Here is a 14,671-nt window from a genome sequence, read left to right as displayed (position 1 = left end):
AGAACGATGGGTCCACTGATGGCTGTCCCGGCTTTGGCGGCGAGATTCGACGCCGGCCAGCGAACCGTGGTGTTGGACGTCCGCTGGGCGCTGGGGGACCCGCACGGCCGGGAACACTACCTTGAGGGCCACCTCCAAGGGGCAGTTTTTGTGGACCTTGCCACCGAGTTGGCGACGCCGGCCACCCCGGCCCGCGGCAGGCACCCGCTGCCCACCGGCGCGGAATTCCAGGAAACTGCCAGGCGATGGGGGCTCAACAACGGCGACGTGGTGGTGGCCTATGACAACAGCGGCAACATGGCTGCCGCCCGGCTCTGGTGGATGCTCCGCAACACCGGGTTCCAGGACGTGTACCTGCTCGACGGCGGTCTGGCCGCCTGGCGGGACGCCGGACTGCCGCTGGACACCGGACCGGTGGAGGCCGCCGTCGGGCATGTTTCCTTTGACGTTTCCCCTGCTGGAGGCGGGATGCCCAGCACCGACGCGGCCGGAGCGGCAGACTGGCCGGCAGCGGGCGTCCTCCTGGATGCCCGGGCCGGCGAAAGATACCGGGGCGAATTTGAACCCGTTGACCCCCGCGCCGGCCACATTCCGGGCGCCCGGAGCGCACCCACAACGGAGAACATCGATCGGGCCGGGCATTTCCTGCCGGCGGACGAGCTGAGGCGCCGGTTCGAGGACCTGGGCGTCCGCGACGACGTCCCGGTGGCCGTGTACTGCGGCTCGGGCGTGACCGCCGCCCATGAGGTGGCCGCCCTCGAAATCGCGGGGTTCCGGGCCGCCCTCTATCCGGGATCCTTCTCGGAATGGTCGAACAATCCCGCGCTGCCGGTGGCGACGGGCAGCCGGCCGAGTGGCGATCCGGCGGCCAGCGGGGGTAGCGTCGAAGGATGACCCCAGGACGCCCCGTACCGCCGCCCCTTGCCCGCCCCGTATTGCCGAATGATGCTGTTGCCGATCCTGCTGCTCATCCTGCTGCTCATCCTGCTACGGACTTGGACACCGATCCGGGCACCGGCCTGCTGGCAGCCGCCTATGGCGCGGTTTCCCCTGACAGCGGCCTGGCACCCCTGACGCTTGCCCGGCGTGCCCCGAAGGCGGACGACGTCGAGATTGCTATCGAATTCTGCGGCCTGTGCCACTCGGACGTGCACGCCACGCGTGGCGAATGGGGCAGCCAGAAATATCCGTTGGTCCCCGGCCACGAAATCGTCGGAACCGTCAGTCGCGTCGGCTCGGCCGTGACTGACTTCACCCCGGGGGACCGCGTGGGCGTCGGGTGCATAGTTGATTCCTGCCGCGAATGCGAAAGCTGCCTGGACGGCCTGGAACAGTACTGCGAAAACGGGCTGACCGGGACCTACGGCGCCAAGGATTCGCGTAACGACGATGCCATCACCCAGGGCGGCTACTCGTCCGCCGTGGTGGTGGACCGGCGCTACGTGGTCCGTGTGCCCGGCAACCTGGACCCGGCCGCCGTCGCCCCCTTGCTGTGCGCGGGTGTCACCACGTTCTCTCCCTTGCGGCACTTCGACGTGGAGGAAGGCGACGTGGTGGGCGTGGTGGGGCTCGGCGGGCTCGGACACATGGCCGTGAAGCTCGCCAAGGCTATGGGGGCGGTGGTGAAAGTCTTCACCACTTCCGAAGGCAAGGTGCCGGCCGCGCTGGAACTCGGGGCCGACGAAGTGATCCGGTCCCGGGACAAGGACGCCATGGCCGCCGCGGACCGCACCATTGACCTCATCATCGACACCGTGGCCGCTCCGCACGACCTGAATCCGTTCTTCCGCACGCTGCGCGTGGATGGTGCCCTGTTCCAGCTGGGCCTGCCCTCCGACGCCATGCCGCCGGTGAATCCGGGGACCCTAATCCGGCGGCGGATCGCGTACGCAGGCTCGCTGATCGGCGGCATTGCCGAAACGCAGGAGATGCTCGACTTCTGCGCCGAGCATGGAGTGGTGGCGGATATCGAACTGGTGCGCGCAGACCAGCTGAATGAGGCCTACGACCGCATGGTGGCAGGCGACGTCAAATACCGGTTTGTGCTGGACGCCAGCACCCTGCAGGCTCCGGCCGAGAAGGCAGACGCATGAGCACCCTGTTCACCAAAATCATCAATGGCGAGATCCCCGCACGCTTTGTTTGGCGGGAGGCTGACGTTGCGGCCTTCCTGACCACGGGTCCCCTGGCAGACGGGCACACCCTGGTGGTCCCCACCGGGGAGGTGGACCGCTGGACCGATGCGTCCCCGGAAACCCTCGCGAAGGTGATGGAAGTGGCCCGGCGTATCGGTGCCGTGCAGCTGGACGTCTTCCCCGCCGAGCGGGCGGGGCTGATTGTGGCCGGGTACGAGATCAACCACCTGCACGTCCACGTGTGGCCGTCCAGGACCATGGCTGATTTCGATTTCGCCTCGGCCGACCAGAACCCGGATCCCGCAGTGCTGGACGCGAACGCCGAAAAGCTGCGCGCCGGGCTCCGGGCCGCCGGCTACGCAGAGTTCGTTCCCGCAGGCTGAGCCTGACGCTCGCGCCGCCGCTTCCTTGCGGGGCTTTGCCGCCGCCGGCCGTGGGCTGGCAGGCCTAGGCCGGCGCGAGCGCCCTATTCAGGACAGCCCTGATCCGCTTTTCGGAGACGGAATAGGCCGTTCCGAGTTCGACGGCGAAGAGGCTCACCCGCAGCTCCTCGATCATCCAGCGGACCTGGGTCAGCTCGGCACCCACCCGGCGCCCGGGCAGCAGGGCCGACACGGCGTCGTCGTAATCGTCTTCCAGCCGCTGGACCGCGGCCATGCTCAGGCCGTCCCGCTGGACGTTGCCGGGGAGCTTTTCGAGGCGTTTCTCGATGGCGGCAAGGTAGCGGGGAAGCTGGCTCAGTTGCTTGTAGCCGGTGCGGGCCACAAATCCCGGGAACACGAGCTGCTCGAGCTGGCTCCTGACATCGTTCAGGGCGCTGATCAGCGCCAGGCTGGTGGTGCCCTTCAGCTGTTTCTCAATGCGCCGGGTGCTGGCCAGGACACGCTCCACTACGGCCGTCACACTGAAGACGGTATCGATGAGTTCCGCGCGGACCTGCTCGTAGAGGGCGTCGAAGGACCTTCGGTCCCACGGGAGTTCCGCCGGGGTCAGTTTGTCCACGGCAGCCAGGGCGCAATCGGCAATGAGGGCTGACACTGAACCGTGCGGATTCTGGCTGAACGTCAGCTTTTCCGTGTTGTTGAGGTGCTCCAGCACGTAGCGGTCCGGGGCCGGAACCCTGAAGGCCAGAAGCCGGATTACGCCGCCGCGCATGGCCTCGAGCTGCTCCGACGAGGTCTGGAAGACGCGCAGCGCCACGGACGTTCCTTCATCCACCAATGCTGGATAGCCGGTGACAGTGTGGCCCTTGACGGTGTTGCTGACCTGCCGCTGCACCGTGCCGAAGGTCCACTCCGTCAGGCCGGCCTGTTCCTTGAAGCCTGTGCCGCTGCCGGCCGAATTTCCGCCTGCCGATGACGCGGGTACTGTCCCGCCGGCCATTCCGGGTGACTTTGAATTTCCAATGGACTGCGGCGCGGTGGTTCCGGGCGTCGCCCCCAGGGATTCCGCGATGGCGCGGCGTGTTGCCGGGGCCAGCCGCTCCTGCAGGGTTGCGAGGTCCTTGCCCTCATCCAGCACCTTGCCCTGGGTATCGACAACCCTGAAGCTCACCCGCAGATGGGACGGCACAGCGTCCCAGTTCCAGGAACCGGGCGGGATGACGTGGCCGCGGATCCGGCGCAGGGCCAGTTCCAGTGAAGCTTCCAGCTCATCGTGGGCCGGATCGAAGTCCGATTCCAGGGCAGCAACGGCTTGCCGGGCCACATCCGGAGCTGGGACAAAGTTCTTGCGGACCTGCTTGGGGAGTGACTTGATCAGCGCAGCCACAAGTTCCGCGCGCTGGCCAGGGATCAGCCAGCGGAAGGCGGCATCATCGAGCTGGTTCAGGAAGAGCACCGGGACTTCAGCCGTGACGCCGTCGGACGGGTTGGGGGGTGACCCGGGCGCCACGGGGTGGAACTCGTAGCTGAGCGGCAGCTCGAAGCCCTTGTGTAGCAGGGTTTTCGGATAAGCGGCCTCGTCCAGGTCATCGGCGTCGTTGTTGAGCAGCAGTGATTTGTCGTAGTCCAGGAGGTCCGGATTCAGTTGCCGGGCCTCCTTCCACCACTTGTCGAAGTGCCGTTCGGACACAACCTCGGGGCCGATCCTGGCGTCGTAGAACTCAAACAGCGCTTCGTCGTCCACCAGCAGGTCGCGGCGGCGCATCCTGGCTTCGAGCTCCTCGACCTCAAGGAGAAGGGCGCGGTTGCGGTGGAAGAACTTGTGGTGTGTTTTCCAGTCGCCTTCCACCAGGGCGTGCCGGATGAACAACTCGCGGGCCAGCACAGGATCCACTCGGCTGTAGTTGACCCGGCGCTGGGGGATGATGGGCACGCCATACAGGGTGACCTTCTCGTACGCCATGACCGCGCCCATTTTTGTGGACCAGTGCGGCTCGCTGTAGCTGCGTTTGACGAGGTCCGGTGCCACCTGTTCTGCCCAGACGGGATCGAATTTGGCAGCGACCCTGGCCCAGAGGCGGCTCGTCTCCACGAGTTCGGCCGCCATCACAAACGTGGGGGACTTTTTGAAGAGCGACGAGCCGGGGAAGATTGCGAAGCGGCTGCCGCGGGCGCCCGCGTATTCGCGCTTTCGCTCGTCCAGGATGCCGATGTGGCTCAGCAGGCCGGACAGCAGGCTCATGTGGATGCCCTCGTGGTTGCCCACAGGATCGGCCAGGCGCTTGTTGTCCAGGCTGATCCCGAGCGGGCGGGCCATCTGGCGGAGCTGGGCGAAGAGATCCTGCCATTCCCTGACCCGAAGGTAGTTGATGAACTCGGTCCGGCACAGGCGGCGGAACTGGGTCGACGAGAGTTCCTGCTGTTTCTCCTGCAGGTAGTTCCACAGGTTCAGGAAGCCGGTGAAGTCCGAGTTTTCATCGCGGAAGCGGGCATGCTTCTCGGCGGCGAGCTGCTGTTTGTCCGTTGGACGCTCGCGCGGGTCCTGGATGGTCAGTGCCGCGGCCAGGATCATTACTTCGCGGACGCAGCCGCGTTTGCCGGCCTCCACAATCATCCGGCCGAGGCGGGGATCCACCGGCAGCTGGGCAAGCTGGTGTCCGACGGCGGTCAGCCCGCCGCTCTTGGCGTCACCTGGCCGGACGGCATTCAAGGCGCCGAGCTCGCGCAGGAGAGTAACGCCGTCGTTGATTGCCCTCGAGTCCGGCGGCTCGACAAACGGGAAGTTTTCCACGTCCTTGGGCCCACGGGCAACGCCCATGGCGGTCATCTGCAGGATAACGGCGGCGAGGTTGGTGCGCAGGATTTCCGGATCCGTGAACAGCGGCCGGGACTCGAAGTCCTCTTCCGAATAGAGCCGGATGGCGATGCCGTCCGACACACGGCCGCACCGGCCGGAGCGCTGGTTCGCCGAAGCCTGGGACACACGCTCGATGGGCAGCCGCTGGACCTTGGTACGGTGCGAGTAACGGGAGATGCGGGCCGTGCCGGTATCGATGACGTACTTGATGCCCGGGACAGTCAGGGACGTCTCAGCCACGTTGGTGGCCAGCACAATCCGGCGGTTTCGGCCGGGGTGGAACACCTTGTGCTGTTCCTGCAGGCTCAGGCGGGCGAACAGCGGGAGCACCTCGGTGCCTGCCAGGCGCCGGTTGGACTGGATCCTGGCGTTCAGTGCGTCGGCCGCGTCGCGGATCTCGCGCTCGCCGGAAAAAAAGACCAGGATGTCGCCTGGTGCCTCGCTGGCGAGCTCGTCCACGGCATCGCAGACGGCGTCCAGCGGATCGCGGTCCTCCTCGAGTTCGTCATCGGAGGCCTCGTCGTCGGCCGCGCCACCGGCTGGCTGGGAAAGCGGCCGGTACCGGACCTCCACAGGGAACGTGCGCCCGGACACCTCGATGATGGGAGAGAGCTCGTCGTCGGACCCGAAGTGCTTGGCGAAGCGCTCCGGATCGATCGTGGCCGAGGTGATGATGATTTTCAGGTCCGGCCGCTGCGGCAGGATGCGCTTGAGGTAGCCCAGGATGAAGTCGATGTTGAGGCTGCGCTCGTGCGCTTCGTCAATGATGATGGCGTTGTATTTGCGCAGCAGCTTGTCCCGCTGGATCTCTGCGAGCAGGATGCCGTCGGTCATAAGCTTAACCTTGGTGGCGCGGCTGACTTCGCCGGTGAACCGCACCTGGAAACCGACTTCCTGGCCGATCTCCACACCGAGTTCCTCGGCGATGCGCTCAGCGACCGTGCGGGCTGCGAGCCGGCGCGGCTGGGTGTGCCCGATCAGGCCGTTGTCGCCAAGTCCCAGCTCGAGGCACATTTTGGGGATCTGGGTGGTCTTGCCGGAGCCGGTCTCGCCGGCGATGATGGTCACCTGGTTCGCTGCAATGGCAGCCTTCAGGTCCTCGCGGCGCTCGGAAACGGGCAGCTCAGCAGGGTAGGAGATATGAAATGTCATGGCTGCAGCCAGTCTACTGGGGCGGCGCCTGTTTCCCGCCCTGGCCACTGTCAGCCCCGCGCTGCTCTCGGGCTCCCGGACTCCTAATCAGTACATGAGGCAAGGACCCGGCTCTTATGAGCCGGGTCCTTTCGTGTTAATACTGATGGGTTAATAATGGCGGCCTGAGGCATGCCTGCGGGTTAGAAAATGCGCACGGTGTAGTTGACGCTGGGCAGGTCCAGGGCGGACCAGGGCTGGTCGGAGGTGACGGGCGGGGTGTGGCCGCGGCCATCACGCAGGAGCGCTGAGACGGTGGCGGCGAGAACGACGAGGAGCAGGACCACTAGGGCGATTCCGAGGATTTCCATGCCTCAATGCTGCTCCGATGCTCGTTCAACAAACAGTGGCAGAAATGCCCAAAAAGCTATAATTTCTGCCACAATGGATGCATGCTCAAGTCAGTGGCAGTCATCGTGGTTCCCAACTTCTCGATCTTCGAATTCGCCACCGCGTGCGAGGTGTTTGGCATCGACAGATCCGTACGCGGAGGCAATGTCCCGGCGTTCGACTTCCGGGTCTGCACGCCCGATCCAGGAAACGTCAGGCTCAAATCTGGCCTGTCAATGAACGTCCCCTTGGGGCTCGATGCCACAGCGGATGCGGACCTGGTGATCATGGCGCCGTACAGGCGGGACGACGACGTTCCGGAGTCTGTGATGGAGGCGCTGCGCGCCGCGGACGCCCGAGGAGCCTGGGTAATGTCCATTTGCTCGGGAGCTTTCGCGCTGGCCCGCGCCGGTCTGCTTAACGGCCGGCGCTGCACAACGCACTGGCACTACTCGCATGAGCTCGCGAACCGGTATCCGGATGTGCAGGTGGATGAAAACGTGCTCTACGTCCAGGACGGGAACATCATTTCCAGTGCAGGCACGGCAGCGGGGATCGACGCCTGTCTCCACCTGGTGCGCGTGGAGCTGGGTGCGAACGTGGCAGCCACGATTGCACGGGACATGGTGGTTCCGCCGCACCGCGACGGCGGCCAGGCGCAGTTCATCGACCGCCCCATGCCCACGTGCGGCTCCGCGCCGATGGAGGAGCTGCTGCGCTGGATGGTGCAGAACCTGGACCGCGAGCACACGGTCGGCGAGCTGGCGTCCCGGGTGCACATGTCGGCCAGGACTTTCGCCCGCCGCTTCCGGTCCGAAACCGGGGCGACACCTGCTGCCTGGCTGAACTCGCAGCGGGTTCTCCGGGCGCAGGAGCTGTTGGAATCCACTGACCTCAACATCGACGAAGTTGCCCGGGAGTCGGGCTTTGGCCACCCCGTCCTGCTCAGGCATCACTTTGCCAAGGTGCTGGACACCAGCCCGCAGTCCTATCGTCGGGCGTTCCGGGGGCAACTTGTAACGGCAGGGTGACTGGCGACGCAGCTAAGGTTTGGCGGGGCAATTATGCCGGGGCAGGCCCTTGCGGTCCAGGATGATCTTGCCGTCCGGGGCTGTCCTCGGAGGCCGCCCGCGTGCTGTCAACCAGAACGCGCCATGGTCCTGTGACAGCCTGCTCCGGCAGCGCCGCCCGGCGCTGGCCGGCCCGGATCGAATAGATGAATCGGTCGGGCTGGTTGCCTTGCACCTCCGCGGCTGCGGCCCGGACGGTCTTGGGCACCGCGTCCCAAGGGCATGCTTCCACAATGGGTTGCCACTGGCTTTTTGCGCTCGCGGTCTGGGCGTGCACTGTCCATACGCGGGTCAGGGCTGCGATGCCGCCGCTGCGCTCCACACTGATCTTCATGGCCTGGGTCCTGGGCTTTCCTGCAGCCTGGCCGCCGGCTCGCGGCGGGCAGGCGTCCAACTAAAGCTTGACCTTCACAGTTTCCCACGCCTGCCGCACGGCGTCATGTTCCGGAGAGCCGGTGCCGAACAGGGCGACGGCGGATTCTGCCGTCGACCTCGCGAATACACGGAAGGTGGCGGTGGCAGGCAGCGAGCCGCCGGTCAGTGCGTCGTACCAGATCCGTCCCGGTGCCTCCCAGGCGTTGCCACCGAGGGACTCCGCTGTGAGGTAGAAGGCCCGGTTGGGGATGCCGGAGTTGATGTGGACGCCGCCGTTGTCGGCGCTGGTCCGCACGTACGAGTCCATCGAATCTGGCTGGGGATCCTTACCCAGCACGTCGTCGTCGTACGCTGTGCCCGGGGCCTTCAGCGAGCGGAGAGCCGAACCCTCAACCTGAGGCGTGAAAAGTCCTTCGCCGATCAGCCAGCTGGCGTCGGTCACGGACTGGATGTTCAGGTACTGTTCCACGAGCGCGCCGAAAACGTCGGACATGGATTCGTTGATTGCACCTGCCTGGTTGCGGTAAGCCAGCCCCGCCGAGTAGTGGGTAACGCCGTGCGTGAGTTCGTGCCCGATGACGCTCAGCGACCGCGTAAAACGTTCGAATACTTCGCCGTCGCCGTCGCCGAAGACCATCTGCCGGCCGTCCCAGAAAGCATTGTCGTAGAGCTTGCCAAAGTGCACAGTGGCATCCAGCGGCAGGCCTTGGCCGTCGATGGAGTTACGGCCGAAGATGTCGGCAAACAGGCGATGCGTGTGCCCAAGGCCGTCGTACGCCTCATCAGCCGACTTATCGCCGGAAGCCGGTTCGCCTTCCTTGCGTACGAGCTTTCCGGGAAGGTTCTCGGAACCGCCGGCATCGTAGATGCTCCTGTTGGGCGGGCCCGGGCGGACCTCCCGCAGTGCCGGCGGAACGGCCGGAGCCGGTAGGGTACGGGCCGACTGGACTGACCGGACGTGGCTCAGCGCTTCCCTGGCCGCCCGCGCGGCCGCGGAGAACTGCGGTTCGTCCAGGCGAGCCAACCGCCGCAGCAAATAAGGCGGAATGATGGAACAGAATGTGGCTGGAATGTGCATGATCTACCCCCTCGAGTTGGTCGAATCAGCCTACGAGGGGCCACCGACAATCTGGTGAAGGCGCACTCAATCCAGTGCGAAGGGACACTTGCGGCCCTGTGTCACCGCGTGTGAAGCATCTGGCGCGAGCGGACAGTTGAGGCCTGCTTCAAACAACAGGGGCATGGAGCACCACGCCGCCGTAGCTGGGCTGCGTGGTGAGGCATCGGCCCCAGCCGCGGCCCTGAAGGGTCAGCGTGCGACAGACACGCCGCTGTACACATGCGGTCCGTATCCGGACGTGCAAGCTCGGTAGGGCCTCAACTGTCCGTTCGCGCCCGAGGGACGAACGCAGAAACCCCCGCCGCTTTTGCAAGCGGCGGGGGTTTCATCTGTGCCCTCGATTGGAATCGAACCAACGACCTTCTGCTCCGGAGGCAGACGCTCTATCCCCTGAGCTACGAGGGCAATTCAGGGATCCTGCCGTTGCCAGCGGGACGTCCTAGAGCTTAGCAGGAAGGTGCCTGCAAGGAAAAACGGCCGGCTTCAGTACCCGGAAAAAGAGTCGACATGCACCCGTCGCGCGCCGGCCTTCCTGGCTGCACGGCGCAGCGAAGCGACGCTCGCAGGCGACCCTGAGATATAGACAGCGCGGTCGGCTATGTCGGGGACGAGTGCCTTCAGGGAATCTCCGTCCAGCCGGGCGCCGGCGGCGGGGCCCCCGGACTCTCCGTTCCCGGCATCGGTGATGAACGACGGCGGGACGGAACCGTCCGCGAGGCGTGCCAGTACGCGCGCCCCGGACACCTCCAGTTCGGCCGCGTAGGCAATTTCCGCAGGATTGCGCGCTAGGAGCAGGAGGACCACGTCACGGTCCTGGGCCGCGCCGGAAGACAGATGCGCGAGATAAGGTGTGATGCCGATGCCCGCGGCGATCAGGAGGACGGGGGCCCGGGGATCGCGAGGCAGGACAAAATCTCCGCCCACGGAAGTGGCTGCCACTTCGTCACCAGGCTTCAGGTCCAGCAGGACCTTCTTCGCCGCGGACAGGGGCTCCGCCGTCCGGACGCCAAACTTCACCGTCTCCGAACCGGGGGCACTGGTCAAACTGAACACCCGGCGTCGGCCTTTCCCATCAGACTTGGCGTGCGGCAGATCCAGTTCCATGTACTGCCCTGGCACAAAGCGGACGGGCCGGGACGGTTCAAAGGCGAACTCTGTGGTGCTCGGTGTCAGAGGACGGGAGCCAGTGAACCGGAGCCTGAGCCCGCCGCGCTGGCCCAGGAGGAACGCCAGCAGGTTGCCGACCAGCAGGGCCAGCTCCGGCGAGTTGGCGATGAAGCCGAAGTTGTACGGCAGCGCGAAGACCGCACCAACGACGGCAGCGAGCGCGAGCTGCTGCCAGCGGCGCGGCGCGAGGGTGAGTGGCTCCGTCAGCATAAAGCCGACAAAGAACAGCAGCGGCCGTTGGGCCAGGGCCTGCCAGAGTGCGCTGCCCAGGGTAAGCCCTGCCTGCAGCAGCTCAGCGCTCACAGTCGACGTGGCAACCACAAGGAACACGGCCGCCATGAGCATCTTCCGCGTCCGGTAGAGCACCAGGAGGACGCCAGGGACCAGCAGCCACAGTATGGCAGGGGTCGCGGCCCACCACGTCGCGATGTTCAGGCCAGTCAGCCCGGTCACAAACGCACCGGCGGCGGCGGGGTTGAAGATGTGCCGGCCATGCCAGGCCACCGCGTATTTCGAGGCGGAAGCCAGCACACAGGCAAGGGCCACGCCCGCCACATCCATGGGCACAAAGGAGGGCCAGAACAGGAAATACAGCAGCAGGCCCGTGATCAGCGACGACTCGGAATGCGGACGGACGTGGAAAAGCGCAGCCAGCCCGCGGTTGGACACGTAGGTCAAGCCAAGGCACAGTACCAGGTGCACCAGCATCTGCGGGATGCCGAACGTGAGCCAGCCAAGGGCATTCAGCAGAATGCTGTACGCGGCAAGGGCTGCCAGCACCAGGAGGATTAGCCGGTACATCGTGTACTTGCCCAACAGCGTGTCCAGCCGGCCGGCGGGCGAAACGGCGGCTGCCTTAGGGGCACCAACGGAGCTCATGTGAACAGTGTCCCTTCAAATCCGGTTGAATAGGCAGCTCTTCCGTCAGAAAAAACCGTCAGCCAGGTAAAGTCGAAGCTCCGTTCCAGCTCGCTGCCGGGAACAAAGAACAGGGCCGTGGCCAGAGCGTCAGCAATCATAGTGCTTTCCGCCATGGTCCACGTGGCTACCGCCGTGCTGACGGGCAGCCCGGTGGTGCCATCGAGTACATGGTGCAGGCCGTCGCCCCACGCCCGTCGGTTGGAAGCTGACGCGCACAAGGCCCCGCTGGCTAGCGGCACGGTCCCGATGGCCCTCGCCGGATCGTAGGGGTGCTCCAATGCCACGGACACCGGATCAGGACCGCGGTGAAGCAGGTCGCCGCTGGCATCAATCACGTATGAGTCCACGCCACAGGAGCGCAACTCAATAGCGAGAAGGTCCACCAGCTGCCCTTTCCCGGCGGCACCGATGTCCAGGACCAGGGGAGCGGAGGTGGTCAGCACATTGCCGTCCCACGTCAGGACGTCCTCCCAGGGCGGTGCCGGAAGCGCGGACCCTGCAGGCCGCAGGGAATATGTGGCGTCGTACCCGAGGCGCTCCAGGCTACCGCCGATCAGGGGCGTCATCGCTCCGCCGGTGATGTCGTACAAGGAGCGGTACAGCTGGCCAAGGTCCGCGGCTTCCGCCGGCAGCTCATACCGCCCGGGCTCGTGGGCCATGGCACCGACTGTCGAATCTGACCGGAACCGGGACCAGTCGCCGTCGTACCGCTCCACCACGGCGAGCAGCCGGGCGCGGACACTGGCATCGAGCGGACGGGGCGTGGAGATTTCCCAACGGGTGCCGATCCCGTCGAAGCGGAAGCCCTCCGGGTCCGGCACGGCCTACTGGGCCTCGGCCTTGATCTTGTCCAGGGCCTGGTTGAAGCCGCCGCTGGTGAGCGAGGACCCGGCCACCTTGGAGACGTTGAGCTCGTCGATGCTTTTGCCCACAACCTGCGCCGCGATCCCGCCGGCGAATTCGCCCTGGAATTTCCGCGTGTTCGGGTTCGAGGGGTGCTGGGTGATGTTCACGGCCGTGGCCGTGCCCGAGGCGAGCGTCAGCTCAACCCCGACGGTTTCGGTCCCGTTGGGGGAGACATATGTGCCGTCAGCACTGTAGGTGCCGTCCTGATAGAGGGAGCCGCTGCTGGCCGGCGACGATGCCGTGCCGGAAGGGGCGGTGGACGCGCCGGACGTGTTGTCGGAAGTCGGGGCGGGTGTGCCCGGCGTGGCCGACGGCGCGCAGCCGGCCACCGTACCGGCGAGGGACAGGCCGGCGATGCCCACGAAAACACTCTTGCGGACGGACGGTCTCATATTGGGGCTCGTTTCGTGGGCTGGGTGCTTACGGTGTAGTCAACGTCGGATTCAGCGTATCGGTTCACCCTGTGAATCAGCAGTGTGTCCGCTGTGCGAAAAAGTTGAGCGGAAACAGTCACGCACCGCGCCCAAATTCGTCCACGTGGCGGCCCCCGGTAGGCTAGAGGGGTGACTCCCGAAGAACTCTCCCTCGCCATATCCGCCTGTCTGAAAGACGCCGTCGCCGCTGGCGAAATCGCGCTTTCCGCATCAGCTGTCCCTGATGTGGTGCGCGTGGAGCGACCGAAGAACCGGGACCACGGCGACTGGGCAACCAACATCGCCCTCCAGCTGTCCAAGCAGGCCGGCACCAACCCGCGCGAATTCGCCACCATCCTGAGCGCCCGCCTGAAGTCCATCGACGGCGTCTCTGCCGTGGACATCGCCGGCCCCGGCTTCCTGAACATCACCGTGGACGCCGCCGCAGCGGGCGCCCTGGCGAAGGCTATCGTGGAAGCCGGACGGGAATACGGCACCACCACCACGCTCGCCGGCCACGTGGTGAACATGGAATTTGTGTCGGCGAACCCCACCGGTCCGCTGCACATCGGCCACACCCGCTGGGCCGCCTTGGGCGACGCCATCGCCCGCGTGCTGCGTGCTTCGGGTGCAGAGGTGACCGCCGAGTACTACATCAACGACGCCGGTTCGCAGATGAACGTGTTCGCGAATTCGGTCTACTCACGGCTGCATGGACATCCGGTGCCGGACGGCGGCTACCCGGGTCAGTACATTGCCGACCTCGGCCACGACGTCCTGACCCAGCACCCCGGTATCCGCGAACTCACCGAGGTCGCCGCCCTTCCCGTCATCCGCGCCGCCGCCTACAAGGCGCAGATGAAGGACATCAAGGACACCCTCGCCGACTTTGGCGTTGCTTTTGACGTCTACTTCTCGGAGCAGGAACTGCACGAAGCCGGCGCCATCGAAAATGCCGTTGCCCGCCTTCGCGAGCAGGGCCACGTGTTCGACGACGGCGGTGCGGTGTGGTTGCGCACCACCGACTTCGGGGACGACAAGGACCGCGTGATGATCCGCGCGAACGGCGAACCCACTTACTTAGCCGCGGACGCCGCCTACTACCTCTCCAAGAAGGACCGCGGCTTTACCGAAAAGATCTACCTCCTGGGCGCGGACCACCACGGCTACATCAACCGCCTCAAGGCCATCGCCGCCTGCGCTGGCGATGACCCCGAAGTGAACATCGAGGTGCTGATCGGCCAGCTGGTGTCCGTCAACGGCGCCAAGCTGTCCAAGCGCGCGGGCAACATCATCGAGCTCAAGGACCTCATCTCCTGGCTCGGCAAGGACGCCGTTCGCTACTCCCTGGCCCGTTTCCCGGCGGATTCTCCGCTCACCCTGGATCCTGACCTGCTGAAGAAACACAGCAACGAGAACCCGGTGTTCTACGTCCAGTACGCCCACGCCCGGTCCCGCGGCACTGCCCGCAACGCCGTGGCTGCAGGCGTGGACCGGAGCGCGTTCGACGCCTCCCTGCTGGACCACGCCACGGAAAACGAACTGCTCTCCTATCTGGGCAGCTACCCCTCGATTGTGGCCAAGGCCGCCGAACTGCGTGAACCTCACCGCGTTGCCCGCCACCTCGAGGTAATTGCCGGCGCCTACCACCGCTGGTACGACGCCTGCCGCGTTGCCCCGCAGGGAGACGAAGCCGTCACCGACGTCAACCGCACCCGCCTGTGGCTGAACGACGCCACCAGCCAGGTGCTGGCCAACGGTCTGGACCTGCTGGGCGTATCCGCGCCGGAACGGATGTGAAAC

At 65.8% G+C, this 14,671-nt stretch carries 12 protein-coding genes and 1 tRNA gene; 5 read left to right on the top strand and 8 right to left on the bottom strand.

Annotated elements, in window-relative coordinates:
* Nucleotides 1–6 precede the first annotated feature (6 nt).
* From ACZYZ4_RS05805 to ACZYZ4_RS05795, 3 genes are read left to right on the top strand one after another with little or no spacing between them, the layout of a single operon-like run.
* The gene (locus tag ACZYZ4_RS05805; protein WP_463858994.1) at nt 7–894 is read left to right on the top strand and encodes a sulfurtransferase; all 888 of its coding nucleotides are present in this window, start codon (nt 7–9) and stop codon (nt 892–894) included.
* Nucleotides 891–2,093 carry an NAD(P)-dependent alcohol dehydrogenase gene (locus ACZYZ4_RS05800; RefSeq protein WP_463858992.1) on the top strand — a complete coding sequence of 401 codons (1,203 nt, stop codon included), beginning with the start codon at nt 891–893 and terminating at the stop codon, nt 2,091–2,093. The genes ACZYZ4_RS05805 and ACZYZ4_RS05800 overlap by 4 nt, the downstream gene beginning before the upstream one ends.
* Nucleotides 2,090–2,518 (top strand): HIT family protein, encoded by a 429-nt coding sequence (locus tag ACZYZ4_RS05795; protein ID WP_463858990.1) that lies wholly within the window; start codon nt 2,090–2,092, stop codon nt 2,516–2,518. The genes ACZYZ4_RS05800 and ACZYZ4_RS05795 overlap by 4 nt, the downstream gene beginning before the upstream one ends.
* Before the next feature lie 64 nt (nt 2,519–2,582).
* Here ACZYZ4_RS05795 and hrpA read toward each other — a convergent pair whose 3' ends face one another.
* On the bottom strand, nt 2,583–6,527 hold the full coding sequence (gene hrpA / locus ACZYZ4_RS05790; RefSeq protein ID WP_463858989.1) for an ATP-dependent RNA helicase HrpA: 3,945 nt from the start codon (nt 6,525–6,527) through the stop codon (nt 2,583–2,585).
* A gap of 182 nt (nt 6,528–6,709) precedes the next feature.
* The gene (locus ACZYZ4_RS05785) at nt 6,710–6,877 is read right to left on the bottom strand and encodes a hypothetical protein (RefSeq protein ID WP_463858987.1); all 168 of its coding nucleotides are present in this window, start codon (nt 6,875–6,877) and stop codon (nt 6,710–6,712) included.
* 81 nt (nt 6,878–6,958) lie between these two features.
* On the opposite strand from ACZYZ4_RS05785, the gene ACZYZ4_RS05780 reads away from it, so the two are divergent.
* Nucleotides 6,959–7,927 (top strand): GlxA family transcriptional regulator, encoded by a 969-nt coding sequence (locus ACZYZ4_RS05780; RefSeq protein ID WP_463858985.1) that lies wholly within the window; start codon nt 6,959–6,961, stop codon nt 7,925–7,927.
* 31 nt (nt 7,928–7,958) lie between these two features.
* On the opposite strand, the gene ACZYZ4_RS05775 is transcribed toward ACZYZ4_RS05780, so the two are convergent.
* The 6 genes from ACZYZ4_RS05775 to ACZYZ4_RS05750 form a co-directional block, all read right to left on the bottom strand.
* The gene (locus ACZYZ4_RS05775) at nt 7,959–8,300 is read right to left on the bottom strand and encodes a protealysin inhibitor emfourin (RefSeq protein ID WP_463858984.1); all 342 of its coding nucleotides are present in this window, start codon (nt 8,298–8,300) and stop codon (nt 7,959–7,961) included.
* Nucleotides 8,301–8,360: 60 nt separating this feature from the next.
* On the bottom strand, nt 8,361–9,419 hold the full coding sequence (locus ACZYZ4_RS05770; protein ID WP_463858982.1) for a M4 family metallopeptidase: 1,059 nt from the start codon (nt 9,417–9,419) through the stop codon (nt 8,361–8,363).
* Between the two features lie 374 nt (nt 9,420–9,793).
* A tRNA-Arg gene (locus tag ACZYZ4_RS05765) sits at nt 9,794–9,866 on the bottom strand.
* 78 nt (nt 9,867–9,944) lie between these two features.
* Nucleotides 9,945–11,507, bottom strand: a complete 1,563-nt coding sequence (locus tag ACZYZ4_RS05760) for a ferredoxin--NADP reductase (RefSeq protein ID WP_463858980.1) — start codon at nt 11,505–11,507, stop codon at nt 9,945–9,947.
* Complete coding sequence (locus ACZYZ4_RS05755; RefSeq protein WP_463858978.1) at nt 11,504–12,370, bottom strand: FAD:protein FMN transferase; 867 nt, start codon at nt 12,368–12,370, stop codon at nt 11,504–11,506. The genes ACZYZ4_RS05760 and ACZYZ4_RS05755 overlap by 4 nt, the downstream gene beginning before the upstream one ends.
* A 3-nt stretch (nt 12,371–12,373) precedes the next feature.
* Entirely contained in the window at nt 12,374–12,847 is a 474-nt protein-coding gene (locus tag ACZYZ4_RS05750) for an FMN-binding protein (RefSeq protein ID WP_463858976.1), read from the bottom strand.
* A gap of 171 nt (nt 12,848–13,018) precedes the next feature.
* On the opposite strand from ACZYZ4_RS05750, the gene argS reads away from it, so the two are divergent.
* Entirely contained in the window at nt 13,019–14,668 is a 1,650-nt protein-coding gene (argS, locus tag ACZYZ4_RS05745) for an arginine--tRNA ligase (protein WP_463858974.1), read from the top strand.
* Nucleotides 14,669–14,671 lie beyond the last annotated feature (3 nt).

This window comes from Pseudarthrobacter adonitolis, assembly GCF_055412845.1.
Note: the sequence above shows the minus strand (reverse complement) of the source record. Positions and strands in the feature narration are given on the sequence as shown.